The sequence below is a fragment of the Achromobacter sp. CF-sbj1-Ac2-l genome (assembly GCF_052698165.1).
Genome location: NZ_CP199855.1, coordinates 5,042,299 through 5,057,077, shown reverse-complemented (window position 1 = coordinate 5,057,077; position 14,779 = coordinate 5,042,299). Strand labels below are relative to the sequence as shown.

13 protein-coding genes are annotated in these 14,779 nt (G+C 68.1%); 6 read left to right on the top strand and 7 right to left on the bottom strand.

The genetic code is table 11. The features are described from left to right. Nucleotides 1–46: 46 nt before the first annotated feature. Entirely contained in the window at nucleotides 47–937 is an 891-nt protein-coding gene (locus ACUDCK_RS23220; protein WP_054500897.1) for a LysR substrate-binding domain-containing protein, read from the top strand. Between the two features lie 48 nt (nucleotides 938–985). Here the strand turns inward: ACUDCK_RS23220 and ACUDCK_RS23215 are convergent, their stop codons facing one another. Next, entirely contained in the window at nucleotides 986–2,386 is a 1,401-nt protein-coding gene (locus ACUDCK_RS23215; RefSeq protein WP_175142609.1) for an MATE family efflux transporter, read from the bottom strand. Between the two features lie 173 nt (nucleotides 2,387–2,559). Here ACUDCK_RS23215 and ACUDCK_RS23210 point away from each other — a divergent pair, with 173 nt between their 5' ends. Continuing rightward, nucleotides 2,560–3,030 carry a MarR family winged helix-turn-helix transcriptional regulator gene (locus ACUDCK_RS23210; protein WP_054500899.1) on the top strand — a complete coding sequence of 157 codons (471 nt, stop codon included), beginning with the start codon at nucleotides 2,560–2,562 and terminating at the stop codon, nucleotides 3,028–3,030. On the opposite strand, the gene ACUDCK_RS23205 is transcribed toward ACUDCK_RS23210, so the two are convergent. The 3 genes from ACUDCK_RS23205 to ACUDCK_RS23195 form a co-directional block, all read right to left on the bottom strand. Continuing rightward, nucleotides 3,027–3,896: a DMT family transporter gene (locus tag ACUDCK_RS23205; RefSeq protein ID WP_175167170.1), complete on the bottom strand. Its 870-nt coding sequence runs from the start codon at nucleotides 3,894–3,896 to the stop codon at nucleotides 3,027–3,029. The genes ACUDCK_RS23210 and ACUDCK_RS23205 overlap by 4 nt on opposite strands. A gap of 82 nt (nucleotides 3,897–3,978) precedes the next feature. Next, nucleotides 3,979–4,776 (bottom strand): AraC family transcriptional regulator, encoded by a 798-nt coding sequence (locus tag ACUDCK_RS23200; protein WP_144655395.1) that lies wholly within the window; start codon nucleotides 4,774–4,776, stop codon nucleotides 3,979–3,981. Nucleotides 4,777–4,802: 26 nt separating this feature from the next. Then, nucleotides 4,803–5,765, bottom strand: a complete 963-nt coding sequence (locus ACUDCK_RS23195) for a LysR substrate-binding domain-containing protein (RefSeq protein ID WP_054500902.1) — start codon at nucleotides 5,763–5,765, stop codon at nucleotides 4,803–4,805. 106 nt (nucleotides 5,766–5,871) lie between these two features. Between ACUDCK_RS23195 and ACUDCK_RS23190 the strand changes: the two genes are divergently transcribed. Next, a complete protein-coding gene (locus ACUDCK_RS23190) occupies nucleotides 5,872–8,166 on the top strand; it encodes an NADP-dependent malic enzyme (protein WP_116792585.1) in 2,295 nt (764 codons plus the stop codon). A 108-nt stretch (nucleotides 8,167–8,274) separates the two neighbouring features. Continuing rightward, nucleotides 8,275–9,620, top strand: a protein-coding gene (locus ACUDCK_RS23185) for an IS3 family transposase (protein ID WP_445659239.1) whose coding sequence is annotated in 2 segments (ribosomal slippage) — nucleotides 8,275–8,739 and nucleotides 8,742–9,620 — 1,344 coding nt in all. Because the reading frame shifts where the segments join, the coding sequence is not laid out codon by codon here. A gap of 152 nt (nucleotides 9,621–9,772) precedes the next feature. Here ACUDCK_RS23185 and ACUDCK_RS23180 read toward each other — a convergent pair. From ACUDCK_RS23180 to ACUDCK_RS23170, 3 genes are all read right to left on the bottom strand, one after another. Next, nucleotides 9,773–10,147 carry a hypothetical protein gene (locus ACUDCK_RS23180; RefSeq protein WP_064524811.1) on the bottom strand — a complete coding sequence of 125 codons (375 nt, stop codon included), beginning with the start codon at nucleotides 10,145–10,147 and terminating at the stop codon, nucleotides 9,773–9,775. Between the two features lie 193 nt (nucleotides 10,148–10,340). Continuing rightward, nucleotides 10,341–10,700 carry a DUF4148 domain-containing protein gene (locus ACUDCK_RS23175; protein WP_054500905.1) on the bottom strand — a complete coding sequence of 120 codons (360 nt, stop codon included), beginning with the start codon at nucleotides 10,698–10,700 and terminating at the stop codon, nucleotides 10,341–10,343. 360 nt (nucleotides 10,701–11,060) lie between these two features. After that, a complete protein-coding gene (locus tag ACUDCK_RS23170) occupies nucleotides 11,061–11,276 on the bottom strand; it encodes a SlyX family protein (protein WP_006391018.1) in 216 nt (71 codons plus the stop codon). A gap of 171 nt (nucleotides 11,277–11,447) precedes the next feature. Here ACUDCK_RS23170 and ACUDCK_RS23165 point away from each other — a divergent pair, with 171 nt between their 5' ends. Together ACUDCK_RS23165 and ACUDCK_RS23160 are read left to right on the top strand one after the other, a co-directional pair. Then, nucleotides 11,448–13,502, top strand: coding sequence for a TonB-dependent receptor (locus tag ACUDCK_RS23165; RefSeq protein ID WP_244976981.1), 2,055 nt, complete (start codon nucleotides 11,448–11,450; stop codon nucleotides 13,500–13,502). Between the two features lie 126 nt (nucleotides 13,503–13,628). Then, nucleotides 13,629–14,759: a hypothetical protein gene (locus tag ACUDCK_RS23160; protein WP_175168351.1), complete on the top strand. Its 1,131-nt coding sequence runs from the start codon at nucleotides 13,629–13,631 to the stop codon at nucleotides 14,757–14,759. The last annotated feature ends 20 nt before the right edge of the window (nucleotides 14,760–14,779 follow it).

Here is a 14,779-nt window from a genome sequence, read left to right as displayed (position 1 = left end):
AGCCTGCCTATGGAGCAGCCTGAGTCTGGCGTGCTACGCTTTTCGCATGCGCTTCGACCTGACCGATCTGCGGCTCTTCCTCAATGTGCAGGAAGCCGGCTCCATCACGGCGGGCGCCCGTCGTTCGCACATGACGCTGGCGTCCGCCAGCGAACGCATCCGCGGCATGGAAGAGACGCTGGGCGTGCCGCTGCTGCTGCGCGAGCATCGCGGCGTGCAGGCCACGCCCGCCGGCCGCACGCTGGCGCATCACGCGCGGCTGGTGCTGGCACAGATGGACCGCATGCGCGGCGAGCTGGACCACTACGGCCAGGGGCTCAAGGGCCACGTGCGGGTGCTGTGCAACACCACCGCGCTCAGCGAGTACCTGCCGCAGGTGCTGGGCGCATTCCTCAAGGACCACCCGCGCGTCTCGGTCGACCTGGAAGAGCGCCTCAGCTACGAAATCGCCGACGCCCTGCGCGCCGGCACCTGCGACATCGGCGTGCTGGCCGATTCCACGGATCTGCAAGGCCTGCGGGTGCTGCGCTTTCGCCATGATCCGCTGGCGCTGGTGCTGCCGCCAGGCCATCGGCTGGCGGGCCACGCGACGGCGCTGCTGGCCGACGTGGCGGACGAGGAGTTCGTGGGGCTGGTGGAGGGCAGCGCGTTGCAGGAGCACATCGCGCACCATGCGCGCCGCGGCGGCAAGGCGCTGTCGTACCGCGTGCGGCTGCGCAGCTTCGACGCCGTCTGCCGCATGGTGGGGCAGGGCGTGGGCATCGCCATCATGCCGAAGGTGGCCGCGGTGCGCTACGGCCGCGCGGCCGGCGTGCGGCGGGTGGCGCTGGTCGACGACTGGGCCGTGCGCGACCTGGTGCTGTGTGTGCGCGGCGAGCTGCCGGCCTATGCGCAGCAGTTGGTGGCGTACGCGCTGCGCGACGCGCCCAAGGCCTGACAGGGCCGGCGCGAGATTCGTTTTGGCATGAGGCGGTCCCGCGCGCGCTCAGCGTTGCGCGAGCCCGGGCTTGCGCAGATGTCCCCGCTCGAACCATGAACCGGACGCCACGGCGGTCAGGATGACCAGGCCATACAGGCACATGGCGGCCGCGGCGATCAGGAAGAACAGCGTCAGCGATCCGGTCAGGTGCAGCGCCGCGCCGCCGACGCCCGCGCCCACCGCCAGCCGCAGGAAGCCGGCCCACAGCGGCCATTTCAGGCGGCCCGCGCCCTGCGAGGCGAAGTACATCGAGAATCCCAGCGCGAAGAAGCCGTACACCGGACCGACGATGCGCAGATAGGCGCTGCCGGCCTCGAGCATGTGGTCCTCGGCGCCGAACAGGCGCAGCCACACTTCGGGAAACAGCGCCGCCGCCAGGCCGAGCGCCTCGGCCAGCGCAAACGCCATCGCGCCGCCCGTGAGCGCCACGCGCAGGGCGCGTTCCGGCTGGCCGGCGCCGATGTTGGAGCCGACCATCGCGACCATCGGCGCGCCCAGGCCGAACGCCAGCGGCATCATCAGGTATTCCAGCCGCACCGCGATGCCGTAGCCGGCCACTGCGGCGGTGCCGGCATAGGCGCCCACCAGCGCCGCCGTCAGCGCCACCAGGCCATTGGTGAGCAGCGGGTTGAGCGTGGCCAGTGCGCCGACGCTGAGGATGTTGCGCATCAGGCTCAGGTGCAGGCGGCAGCGGGTCAGGCGCGCGGCGTTGCGGCCGCTCAGGCAATAGCCGCCCAGCACCAGCGTGCCGACGGCGTAGTAGGTGACCAGCGCCCAGCCGCCGCCGGCCACGCCCAGCGCGGGGAACGGCCCCCAGCCGAAGATCAGGCACGGCGACAGCGGCACCAGCAGCAGCGCGCCGCCGCAGATCACCGCGCCCGGCATCAGCATGTTGCCGGTGCCGCGGATGACGCTGGCGAACGCGTTCATCAGCCACATCAGCACGATGCCGCCGAAGATGACGTTGGAATAGGCCAGCGCCGCCTCCAGCGCCGCGCCCTCGGCGCCCAGGGCGCGGTACAACCGCGGTCCGAACGCCAGCAGCAACACGCAGAACAGCAGGCCCAGCGCCGCATTCAGCACCACCGCGTGCAGCACCAACTGATCGGCTTCCTGCTGCCGCCCGGCGCCCAGGGTACGGGCGACTGCGGCCGAGATGCCGCCGCCCATGGCGCCCTGCGACATGTTCTGCATCAGCATCAGCACCGGCACCACCAGCGCCACGCCGGCCAGCACCGGGGTGCCCAGCCGCGCCAGGAACCAGGTCTCGATCAGGCCGGTGGCGGACTGCGCCAGCATCATCAGGATGTTGGGCCACGCCAGCCGGGCCAGCGTCGGGGCGATCGGCGCGTGCAGCATGGCCTGCAGACGGGCATTGGCGGGGCGGGGCGCGGGAGAGGCGGGCATGGCGGGGGGGCGGAGGAGAAGTCCGCAAAATTTACGTGCATATGCCAATATATGTCAAGATTGCGCTAGACTGAAATCCGGCGGGGCAGTAGCGTTATGGGCGGCCTGCGGCGGCCGCCCAGCCGGACCGCCCCGCCGTTGCGTACCCTTTTCACCTGCCGTCCGAAGCCATCATGTCCGACGTCGATTCCCCCTCCATCCCCCCGGACCCGCTGGTCTGCAACGGCGCCGCGCTGCGCAAGGCGACCCGGCGCGTCTCGCAGTTGTACGACACGGTGCTCGCGCCCTGCGGCCTGAAAGTGTCGCAACACTCGATCCTGGTGCACATCGCGCGCGCCGGCGCGCCGTCCATGACCGACCTGGCGCGCGCGATGGTGCTGGATCGCTCCGCGCTGGCGCACAATCTCAAGCCGCTCGAGCGCGATGGCTACGTCCACATGGCGCGCGACGAGCGCGACGGCCGCAGCCGTCGCGTGGCGCTGACCGAGGCTGGCCGCGACAAACTGGCCGAATCCAAGCGCCTGTGGAAAGACGCGCAGCGCCGTTTCGAGGCCGCCTACGGCGCTGAGCGGGCCGCCGCCTTGCGGGTATCGCTGGCTGATATCTTCTCCGACGAATTCGCGCTGGCGTTCAGCCGCGGCTAGCGCGCGCGGGCCAGCGCCAGCGCTGCGCCCAGCACGCAGGCCATGCCGGTCAACTGGCCGGCCGACAGCGCTTCGCCCAGCAGCAACGCGGCCAGCAGGACGGCTGACACTGGCGCGATTGCCGTGAATAGCGCGGCTTCCGAGCCGCTGACGCGTTCGGCGCCGGCGTACCAGAGCACGAAGCCGCCCACGGTCGGGACCAACGCGTAATAAGCCACGGCCAGCAGCGCATCCGCGGGCAGCGGCCGCATCCACGGCGCTTCGGCGACGGCCGCCGGCAGGCACACCGCCAGGCCGATGGCGGTCATCAGCGTGGACAGCGCCAGCGGCGGCACCGGCGCCCGCAGCCGCTTATGCAGGAGGATGAACAAGCCCTCGCAAAGCACCGCGCCCAGCACCAGCGCGTTGCCCGCCAGGGTGCCGCCATCCTGGGCCCCGCCGCTGCGCGTCATCAGCCAGACGCCCGCCGCCGCCACCGCGATGGCCAGCAGCGTGGCCTTGCCGGGCCGCTCGCCCAGCAGGGCGATGGCAATGCCGGCCGACACCAGCGGCAGCGTGCCGAGGATCACGCCGCCATCCACCGCCGACGTGCGTTGCAGTCCGGCGATCAGCAACGTGGTGTAGCCGACGCTGCCGGCGATGGCCTGCGCCGCCAGCAGCGGCCAGTCGCGCCAGGCCAGGCGTGGCAGGCGCGCGCCGGCCAGCTTCCACAGCAGGGCGAAACAGGGCAGCGCCATGGCGAAGCGCAGCGCGGTGGCGCTGAACGGCGGCAGGCCGGCGGCGATGATCTTGCTGGCGACGATGGTGCTGCCGACCAGCGCCATCGCGGCGGCCAGGCAGCAATAGCCTTGCAGGGTACGGTTCATGAGGCTGCGGCAGTGACGGAGAAGGCCGCAGCGTAGGCGTTGACGGCCGCCGCGGTCTTGAACGAAATTGCGCGGCGCGGATTCAGCCGGCGACGGCCAGCGCGTAGCGGCCGGGCGATACGCCGTAGGCGCGCGTGAACAGCCGCGTCATGTGGCTCTGGTCGGCAAAGCCCGCGCTGGCCGCCGCATCGGCCAGCGCCATGCCGTGGCGCAAAAGGCGGCGCGCCAGCAGCAGACGGCGCTGCACCTGGTAGGCGTGCGGCGTCATGCCGGTGGCGCGGCTGAAGCCGCGCAGCACCTGGAAGCGGCTCAGGCCGCAGGCGCGGGCCAGGTCGGCCAGCGACAGGGCGGCGGCGGGCGCGTCGTCGATCAGGGCGAGCGCATGGCGGATGGCGGCGGACGCGCCGCCAGCGGCCGGCTCGGCCCGCGCCAGGCCGCCGGCGCGCGCCAGCACGCGCGCCAGCAAGACGTCGCGCGCCAGCGCGTCGCCGCCGCCCACGGCCAGCGCATACAGCGCCAGCAGGTCCGCCGCCAACGCCGGCGCGTCCATCACTGGATGTTCGAATTCAAAGCCGCTGGCGGCCGGCAGCGCGTCGGCCGCGTCCGCCACCACCGCGGGATCCAGGTACAGCATCTGCCAGGCGCGTTCGCCGCCGATGGGCGCGCCGTCGTGCACCTCGCCGGGATTGACGGTGATGACCTGGCCCGGCCCGGCCTCGACCCGGCCGCGGCCGCTGTGCGACGCCTGCGCGCCATGGCGCATCACGCCGATGCCGTATTGATCGTGCGTATGCCGCGCGAATGCCCTGCCGCTGCGCGCGGCCACCGCCTGCACGCCGGCGAGGACGCTGCGCGACATGACGAACTGGCTGGCGGGCATGGCATGGCTCCGGTGGGGGGGCGGGATCAGGCTCGCCCGCCGCGGCTGAAGACCTCGCGCAGCGCCGCCGCGAACAGGGCGTCGACGTTGCGGCGCAGGCCGTCGGCACGGGTGAACAGCGAAATCGGCGGCAAGGTCCAGTCGAAAGAATACGGCACGATCGCCGCCCCGGCGATGCGCACCAGTTCATCGGCGATGTCGGCCGGCAGGATGGACACGGCGCGGTCGCTGGCGACGATCATCTCGCCGATCAGCTTGGACGAATCGCTCTGCACCGAGGGCGTGGGCGGCGCCAAGCCGGCGCGCAGGAAAATGTCGGCCACCTGCTCCCGGATCGGGCTGTCCGGCGTGCCCAGGATCCAGTCCAGGTCGGCCAGCATGTTCCACTCCAGCCGGGCGCGGCCCAGTCGCGCCGCCAGGCGGCGGCTGGCGATCAGGCGCGGCGGCTGGTGGTACAGCACCTCGAAGTCGATCTGGCGCAGGTCCACCGACGGCGTGGCCCAACCCACCACCACGTCGAGCGTGTGGTCGCGCAACTGGCGCAGCAGCGCGGGGCCCTGGCCTTCGTGGATGGTGGCGGTGATGCCGCGCCCCTGCGGCAGGGTGCGGGCGATGGCCGCCGACAGCACCTGTCCCGAGACGAATGGAATCACCCCGACATGCAGGTGGGCGGCCTGGCCGGCGGCCACGGCCTCCATTTCCTGCACCAGGTGGCCCAGGTCGTGCACCAGCGCCCGGGCCCGGGCCAGCACCACCGCGCCCAGGGGCGTGGGGGTCATGCCGCGCACCGAGCGGTCGAACAGCGGCACGTCGAACATGCTCTCCAGTTCGGCCAGCGCGTTGGTCACGGCCGGCTGGCTGGTGGCCATGTGCTCGGCCACGCGGGTCAGCGAGCCGTGCTGCTCGATCTGCAGCAGCAGCATCAGGTGGCGCATCTTCAGCCGCGAGGTCAGCTTCCGGAGCACCTCGTCCGGGGAAAACGGTGTCATAGACAAGGCATAAGGTAAAAGTGATGTGACAATATTAAATCTGAATGAACACCTTATGCCTGCGGCCCTAGAATTTTCCCTGTCATAGACTAGGAGGCGCCGCCCCATGAATTCGCAAGCAGACCGCCAGGCCGCTCTGGATTACCACGAGTTTCCCACCCCGGGGAAGATCTCCGTCGTGGCGTCCAAGCCGCTCACCAACCAGCGTGACCTGGCCCTGGCGTATTCGCCCGGCGTGGCGGCGGCTTGCGAAGAAATCGTGGCGGACCCGGCCAACGTGTTCCGCTTCACCGGCCGGGGCAACCTGGTCGGCGTGATCTCCAACGGCACCGCGGTGCTGGGCCTGGGCAACATCGGCGCGCTGGCCTCCAAGCCGGTGATGGAAGGCAAGGCGGTGCTGTTCAAGAAGTTCGCCGGCCTGGACGTGTTCGACATCGAGATCAACGAAACCGACCCGGACAAGCTGGTCGAGATCATCGCCGGCCTGGAGCCGACCTTCGGCGGCATCAACCTGGAAGACATCAAGGCGCCGGAATGCTTCACCGTCGAGCGCAAGCTGCGCGAGCGCATGAAGATCCCCGTCTTCCATGACGACCAGCACGGCACCGCCATCACCGTTTCCGCCGCCTTCATCAACGGCCTGAAGGTCGTGGGCAAGCAGATCGACAAGGTCAAGGTGGTCACGTCCGGCGCCGGCGCGGCCGCGCTGGCCTGCCTGGACCTGATGGTGGACCTGGGCCTGCCTCTGGAGAACATCTGGGTCACCGACATCGAAGGCGTGGTCTACGAAGGCCGCACCGTGCTGATGGACCCGGACAAGGCGCGCTTCACGCAGAAGACCGACGCCCGCAAGCTGGCTGAGGTGATCGAGGGCGCGGACGTGTTCCTGGGGCTGTCGGCCGGCGGCGTGCTCAAGCCCGAGATGGTCGCCAAGATGGGCCCGCGCCCGCTGATCCTGGCGCTGGCCAATCCCACGCCGGAAATCCTGCCGGAAGTGGCGCACGGCGTGCGCGACGACGTGGTGATGGCAACGGGCCGTTCGGACTACCCGAACCAGGTCAACAACGTGCTGTGCTTCCCGTACATCTTCCGCGGCGCGCTGGATGTGGGCGCCACCACCATCACGCGCGAGATGGAAAAGGCGGCGGTCTATGCCATCGCCGAACTGGCCGAGGAAGAGCAGAACGAAGTGGTGGCGGCCGCCTATGGCACCTACGACATCTCGTTCGGCCCCGAGTACCTGATTCCCAAGCCGTTCGATCCGCGCCTGATCGTGCGCATCGCGCCGGCGGTGGCCAAGGCCGCCATGGAAGGCGGCGTGGCCACGCGTCCGCTGGCCGATCTGGAAGCCTACGAAGAGCAGTTGCAGCAGTTCGTGTACCACTCCGGCGCCTTCATGAAGCCGCTGTTCTCGGCGGCCAAGCGCATCGTGCGCAACGGCGGCAAGTCGCGCATCGTCTTCACCGAGGGCGAGGACGAACGCGTGCTGCGCGCGGTGCAGGTCATCGTCGACGAAGGCGTCGCCCGACCGATCCTGGTGGGCCGTCCCGCCGTGCTGCTGTCGCGCATCGAGAAGTTCGGCCTGCGCCTGCGCCTGGGCGAGGACGTCGAGGTCACCAACCCCGAATACGACGAGCGCTTCCACCAGTACTGGACCACCTACTGGGAACTGATGTGCCGCCGCGGCATCACCAAGGAAATGGCGCGCGTGGAAATGCGCCGCCGCCTGACCTTGATCGGCGCGATGATGGTGCACCTGGGCGATGCCGACGGCATGGTCTGCGGCACGGTCGGCGCCTATCACGACCACCTGCGTTTCGTCGACGAAGTGATCGGCCGCCGCCCCGGCGCCAACGTCTACGCCGCCATGAACATCCTGCTGCTCAACGAGCGCACGGTGGTGTTGGTGGATACGCACGTCAACGATGAGCCGACGGCCGAGCAGATCGCCGAATTCACCATCGCCGCCGCCCGCGAAGTGGGCCGCATGTTCCTGGCGCCCAAGGTGGCGCTGCTGTCGCGCTCCAACTTCGGTTCGGGCAGCTCGGCCTCGGGCGCCAAGATGCGGCGCGCGCTGGAACTGGTGCGCGAAGCCGCGCCGGAACTGGAGATCGACGGCGAGATGCACGGCGACTGCGCGCTGGACGAGGCGCTGCGCCTGCGCATCCTGCCGTCCTCGACGCTCAAGGGCGAGGCCAACCTGCTGGTGTGCCCGAACGTGGACGCCGGCAACATCGCCTACAACCTGCTCAAGACGGCGGCCGGCGGCAACGTGGCGGTGGGCCCGATCCTGCTGGGCGCCAACGCGCCGGTGCACATCCTGACCTCCAGCTCGACCGTGCGCCGCATCATCAACATGACGGCCCTGACGGTGCTGGACGCCAACCGCGTCGAAAGCTGATCGCCACGCGGTCGCGCCCGACCGCATCGCAAAACGCCCGCTTCATCGCATGATGACTGAACTGACCCCCGAAAGTTGGATATTGATCCGACCTTCGGGGGTTTTTACATGGCGAAGTATGAAGAGCAATTCAAGATCAAAGTGGTGCAGGCGTACCTGCAAGGCACGGACGGCTTCAAATCGGTGGCGCGCCGATACGAAGTGCCGCACTCAATGGTGCGGCGCTGGGTCGGGAGTTTTCGAGCGCATGGCGTTAACGGGTTGCGCAGGCAATCTGGCTCGTACAGCGCGGCCTTCAAACAATCGGTGCTGATCAAGATCCGGCGCGAAGGTCTGTCGGACACGCAGGCAGCGGTGTTGCTGGGGATTCGTCATACAGGGCACATTACGAAATGGCGCGCCCAGTATGATGCTGGGGGTATAGAGGCGCTGGCGCGCAAGCGCCGAGGAGCAAGCATGCCGCATAAGTACCCCCCAGAGCCGGTGTCCAAGGACATGACCAAGGAAGAACTCGAGCAAGAGCTGGCCTATCTGCGCGCGGAGAACGATTACCTAAAAAAAATGAAGGCCTTGATCGAAGCGGAGAAGACCCGGGCGCTGGTTGGAAAGCGCAAGTGGTCCAAGGATTAAGGCCCAAGCATCCGCTGGCACTACTGCTACGCGTCGCCAAGCTGTCGCGCAGCACGTTTTATTACCACCTGAAGTCGTTCGGAGCCGTGGACCCGTACACCGAGCTCAAGCAGCGCATCAGCGCGGTCTACGCCCGTCACAAGGGCCGCTACGGCTACCGCCGGATTACGGCGGTCTTGCGCCAGGCCGGTGAGCTAGTGAACCACAAGACCGTGCAGAAGCTGATGCAGGCGCTAGGCTTGAAGTCGCTGGTGCGCGCCAAGAAGTACCGGTCCTACCGAGGCCAATCGCACCACGTGGCGGCCAACGTGTTGGCGCGCGACTTCGAGGCGGCGCGTCCGAACCAAAAGTGGGTCACCGATGTGACCGAGTTCAACGTACGTGGCGAGAAGCTGTACCTGTCGCCGGTGATGGACCTATACAACGGCGAGATCGTGGCCTACGAGACCAGCCGCCGGCCGGTGTTCAAGCTCGTGGGCAGCATGCTGAAGAAGGCGCTGGCGCGGCTGCTGCCGACGGAGCGTCCAGTGCTGCACTCCGATCAGGGCTGGCAGTACCAGCAGCAGAACTACAGGCGGATGCTGGCAGATAGATCGGTGACGCAAAGCATGTCACGCAAGGGAAACTGCCTGGACAATGCCGCTATGGAAAGCTTCTTCGGCACGCTCAAGGCTGAGTTCTTCCACTTGAATCGCTTCGAAAGCATCGAGCAGTTGCAAGCCGGCATTCGACAGTACATCCGTTACTACAATCACGATCGCATCAAGCTCAAGCTAAAAGGCCTGAGCCCGGTGCAATACCGAGCTCAGGCCTTCGGGCTTTAGCTGACTGTCCAACTTCTGGGGGTCAGTTCATGACGCGGGCGTTTTTTTTACGGCGATCGGGCTCGGGATGGCGGGCTACGGGAGGGGGCGCGCCCGCCGAAGGCGTGGCGCGACGAAAGCGCTCTTGGCGCCGGCAAAGCCGGCCCCATGACTCAGTTGGCGCTGGCCTTCCAGGTGCCGTCGGGTTGCTTGCAGAACCAGAACTTCCAGGTTTCGGTGGTGCTGGTGCGCGCGAAATCGCCTTCCAGCAGGCGGCAGGTGCGCTCGCCCGCCGTGCTGGTCTGCAGCGGCGTGATCTTGGCCGTGATCGGCGCGGCCTTGCGCTTGGGAGTGCTGGACCAGTTCACGCTCTGGCCGTCGGCGGCGCTGTTCAGCGCTTGCGCCACCGCCTCGTGGAAAGCCGGCTTGTCGGCCTTGGAAATCTGGGTGATGAGGGCATTGTTCAGCATGACGGCGGGCGCCGCCAGGACCGGGCCGGCGGTGACGCCGGCGGCGAGTGCGAAAGCGATGAGACGGATGGTTTTCATTGCGGACTCCCTCGTTGTTGTCAGGGCCGCGCGGGCGGCCCATTGATGGTCAGGTCCGATGGTACGCGAAGCGTCGGCGTCTTGTCTCCATTCGTCCGCGGCCAGGGGGCGCGGCTTGCGCACACGCAAAAAAGGCCGCCCGGCAGGGGCGGCCAAGGTACAACAAGGGGAGGGGTAAATCGTCAGGCCGTGCTCAGTTGACGCGGTGGTAGGCGCCCGAGAACGGCAGGTCGTTGGGTTCGACGTTCGAGACCTGGCCGGCGGCCTTGGCGGTGGCCAGTTCGGCTTCCACCTGGGCGCGGGTCACGCCCGACTGGGGCGCGCCATACACGCCCTGGAACGGCATGTCGTTGGGTTCGACGTTCGAGACCTGGCCGGCGGCCTTGGCGGCGGCCAGCTCGGCCTGCACCTGGGCGCGGGTCGGGCCTTCATACGGCGTGCCGTAGACGCCTTGGAAAGGCACGTTGTTCGGTTCGATGTTCTGCGAGGCGGAGGCGCCGGCGCTCAGGGCGGCCAGGGACATCAGCAAAGCGGTGGCAAGGGTCTTTTTCATGGTGAATCTCCGATTTCAGAAGCCAGGGAGCGAATCGGCGGCCTATCCGTCGTAGTTCGTTGTTGTTTCCCGATGGCTCCATAGTGCGCCGGATATCACTAGGGATAAACCCGTATATCGGTAAAAGATTTTTCCATAAATGGAAGAAATAAGTAATTTCGAGCAATTAGTCTCCATCAATGGCAACGATAGCCGGCGCAACCCCTCGCTGGGGCGCGGCGTGGAGCAGGGGGAATGGCACGGCCGTCGTGGCGATGCCACGAAGCCCGCAACAGGCGGCAGGCGACCCGGGCTGGCCGGGCGAGTTGTGGCGGGTGGTGGGGCAGACGGGAGCGAGCGGGCGCCCTGGAGCGGCCGGGGTCAGTAGTGCGGCGGCAGTTCGTCGCGCAGGCTGCGGAACGGCGCCGCGCCCTCGGGCGCCTGCTGGCGCAGGTCGGCCACTTCGCGTTGCAGGCGGTCGATCTGCTGCTGCTGGCGCACGATGATCTGGTTCAACTGTTCCAGCAGGTCGTCGGCGAAACTGGCCTTGACTTCCAGGTCCAGCAGCCGGCGTTCGATGTCTTGCGAGTTTTCCATGGCGCTATTAGAACCCATTCCCCGCGCGGGTTCCCTGGCCCGGACGTATCGACATTGAAGGCATCCTGTGCGAGGCTCGGGGCCATGGTCCTTCAGCGGGGTTTTCGATTGGCGAAGCAACGACGCCGGCCCGGCGGCCTGGCCAGCTCCTTCCTGCATGGCCTGCTCGGCATGGCGCCAGCCGTGACGGCGCTCGCCCAATCGCAGACGCCGCAGCAACTGGCGCCCGTAGCGGTAACCGGCACGCGGATCGGCACGCCGCCGTGGGAAACCGCGGCTTCGGTCGACATCGTGGAGGGCGCGGCGATGCGGCGCGGCCAGCCGGGCATCAACTTGTCCGAAGGCCTGGCGGGCGTGCCCGGCCTGCAGATCCAGAACCGCCAGAACTACGCGCAGGACCTGCAGATATCCAGCCGTGGCTTTGGCGCGCGTTCCACCTTCGGCGTGCGCGGCGTGCGGCTGTACGTGGACGGCATCCCGGCAACCATGCCGGACGGCCAGGGCCAGACCTCCAATATCGACATCGGCTCGCTCGATCGGGTGGAGGTGCTGCGCGGACCGTTCTCGGCGCTGTACGGCAACTCGTCCGGCGGGGTGATCCTGGCCTACACCGAAGACGGCGCCGTGCCCGCCGAAATCGGCGCCTCGGCCTGGGCCGGCCCCGACCGCACCTGGCGCTATGGGGCCAAGGCCTCCGGCACGTCCGGCGACATGGACTACGTGCTCGACCTGTCGCGCATGACCACCGACGGCTACCGAGACCACAGCGCCGCGCGCAAGAACCTGGGCAATGCCAAGCTGGGCGTGCAACTGGACGACGCCAGCCGCCTGACGATCGTGGCCAACAGCGTCGACCTGACGGCCCGGGATCCGCTCGGCCTGACGTACGCGCAGTTCCAGGACGCGCCGCGTAGCGCCGAGCTGGCGGCACAGTACGACACCCGCAAGACCGTGCGCCAGACCCAGGGCGGGCTGGTCTACGAACGCCACGTCGACGGCGCCAACACGCTGCGCCTGATGCTGTACTACGGCCAGCGCGACACCACCCAGTTCCAGGCCATCCCGCCCGCGGCGCAGGCGGCGCCGACGCAGGCGGGCGGCGTGATCGACCTGCGCCGGCGCTATGGCGGGGCCGACCTGCGCTGGACCTCGGAACTGGGGCCGGCGGTGCGGCCGCTGACGCTGGTCGGCGGCTTCTCGTACGACACCCTGCGCGAGAACCGCCAGGGCTACCAGAACTACGTGGGGGACGGCGCCAGCCGCCAGCTTGGCGTGCGAGGCGCATTGCGGCGCGATGAAACCAACACGGTCTACAACGCCGACCCCTATCTGCAGGCGTCATGGCGCGCGGCGCCGCGCTGGACGCTGGATGCCGGCCTGCGCTACAGCACGGTGGCGTTCCGCTCGCGCGATCATTACCTCGCGCCGGGCAATGGCGATGACAGCGGCAGCGCGCGCTATCGCCGCGCGCTGCCGGTGGCCGCGGTGCGCTACCAGGCCGATCCGCGGACCTCGCTGTACGCCTCGTATGGACGCGGCTTCGAGACCCCGACGCTCAACGAGCTGTCGTACCGGCCCGGCGGCCAGCCGGGCCTGAATTTCGCGCTGGCGCCAGCGCTCGGCGCCCACGTCGAGGTCGGCGCCAAGACCGATCTGGCGGGCGGCCAACTGGCCGCGGCCGTGTTCCGCGTATCGACCGATGACGAGATCGTCGCGGCCGGCAGCACGGGCGGCCGCGCCACCTTCCGCAATGCCGGACGCACGCGCCGCGACGGCGTGGAACTGGGCTGGTCCAACCGCTTTGCCGGCCACTGGCGGGCGCAACTGGCCTACACCTGGCTCGATGCCCGCTACCGCGACGATGGCGGCGGCGCCATCCGCGCCGGCAACCGGATTCCCGGCATTGCCGGGCAGTCGGCCTATGCCTCGCTGGCCTGGACGCCGCCGCAGGGCTGGCAGGCCGGCATCGAGGCCCGCTACCTGAGCCGCCTGTACGCCGACGACGCCAATGACGCGGCGGCTCCGGGCTATGTGGTGGCCGCGCTGTCCACCGGCTACGTCAAGCAGGTGGGGCCGTGGGCGTTGAGCGCCTACGCGCGGATCGACAACCTGTTCGACCGGCGCTATGCCGGGTCGGTCATCGTCAACGAGAGCAATGGCCGCTACTACGAGCCGGCGCCGGGACGCGGCGTTGGCCTGGGGGCGGGGGCAACGTATCGCTTCTGACAGCCCGGACGCCGCGGGTCGGCCACGGGCGGGCATCGCCTGAAATGTCAGACCATGCCCGCATCGACGCCGCGACCGCCACAGATAGAATCCGTAGGTCATTTTGGATAGGCGGAGTCGAGAATCGTGCAATGGCAGCAGAGGGCCAGACGGGCGCTGGCGCGGGTATTGATGGCGATCGCGTTGATGCCGGCGTTCGCCTACGGCCAGGCTCATCCTGCCAACGGCTGCTTTTCGTCGGCGGGCGCCAACGCGGTCCGATTGGAAATTCCGCCGTCAGTCACGTTCGATCTGGACAGGCAGTTGATCAACGGCGAGTGGCTCTACCGAAGCCGCGTCTACGAATTCAACTATCGCTGCTACCGGAACCGACCCGGCATAAACCAGAGCCAGGTGGAGTTGCGGTCGCTATTCGACTTCGCCATCATCAGGCAAGCGCTGCGAGACACCGGCGTCCGGCTGGACCTCATCATCAACGGCGACGTCAACAAATTCTGGAATCCCGACCCAATGATCCCGGGCGGCGCTGAAGGGTATGTATTCGGCGACCCATATTCCCAAGATACCGGCGAGCGGACCCTGACCGTCACGATGCTGCTGATCGTGGACAGGCAGATCACCAGTCCGTTGCGCGTCTTCATGCCGTCGACCACCGCCTTCAAGCTGATCAACGATTCCTGGGGCGTCGCCGATCCGGGGATTTTCATCACGACTTCCGCGACGCGTTTCCAATATGTGCCGCGGTGCATTGGCGATCTTGCCGTGGATAGCGTCGTGCCCTTCGATACGGTGCTCAACACCGTCACCTACAACGGCAAGCTGCCGCAGTCCAAACCCTTCCAGGTGATCACGCGTGTCAACCCGGCATGCCCCAACCTGGGTTCATTGACCAGGCCCGCGGGCGCCAATCCAAACGACGTTTTCCATCTGCCTCTGGCGGTGTCTTTCGAGCCGCAGGGCGGCGAGCGCATGGATCCCATGCTGCAAACGATTTACATGAAAAATACCGACGGCAAGGAAAACGGGTTGAAGCTGCGTATCACCAATGCCGCCGGCAGTAATGTTCAGTTTGGCACGCTGTTCGTCGATCGGCTGGGCATGCCTATCTCCCTGTCGGTGAACAACATCGCCGCGCCGCTGATGAATACGACGTCGGTCGCGCAGGGGTACACCGCGCACCTGGAGCGCGAACCCACGATCGGACTGGTGACCGGCAAATACAACACCCAGGTCCTGGTCAAGGCAACCTGGTACTGATCTCGCTGGCCTTGGGCCGG

Excerpts from the sequence above, each read along its gene's own strand:
- ACUDCK_RS23220 (WP_054500897.1), top strand. The coding sequence starts at position 47 with ATGCGCTTCGACCTGACCGATCTGCGGCTCTTCCTCAATGTGCAGGAA.
- ACUDCK_RS23215 (WP_175142609.1), bottom strand. The coding sequence starts at position 2,386 with ATGCCCGCCTCTCCCGCGCCCCGCCCCGCCAATGCCCGTCTGCAGGCC.
- ACUDCK_RS23210 (WP_054500899.1), top strand. The coding sequence starts at position 2,560 with ATGTCCGACGTCGATTCCCCCTCCATCCCCCCGGACCCGCTGGTCTGC.
- ACUDCK_RS23205 (WP_175167170.1), bottom strand. The coding sequence starts at position 3,896 with ATGAACCGTACCCTGCAAGGCTATTGCTGCCTGGCCGCCGCGATGGCG.
- ACUDCK_RS23200 (WP_144655395.1), bottom strand. The coding sequence starts at position 4,776 with ATGCCCGCCAGCCAGTTCGTCATGTCGCGCAGCGTCCTCGCCGGCGTG.
- ACUDCK_RS23195 (WP_054500902.1), bottom strand. The coding sequence starts at position 5,765 with ATGACACCGTTTTCCCCGGACGAGGTGCTCCGGAAGCTGACCTCGCGG.
- ACUDCK_RS23190 (WP_116792585.1), top strand. The coding sequence starts at position 5,872 with ATGAATTCGCAAGCAGACCGCCAGGCCGCTCTGGATTACCACGAGTTT.
- ACUDCK_RS23180 (WP_064524811.1), bottom strand. The coding sequence starts at position 10,147 with ATGAAAACCATCCGTCTCATCGCTTTCGCACTCGCCGCCGGCGTCACC.
- ACUDCK_RS23175 (WP_054500905.1), bottom strand. The coding sequence starts at position 10,700 with ATGAAAAAGACCCTTGCCACCGCTTTGCTGATGTCCCTGGCCGCCCTG.
- ACUDCK_RS23170 (WP_006391018.1), bottom strand. The coding sequence starts at position 11,276 with ATGGAAAACTCGCAAGACATCGAACGCCGGCTGCTGGACCTGGAAGTC.
- ACUDCK_RS23165 (WP_244976981.1), top strand. The coding sequence starts at position 11,448 with ATGGCGCCAGCCGTGACGGCGCTCGCCCAATCGCAGACGCCGCAGCAA.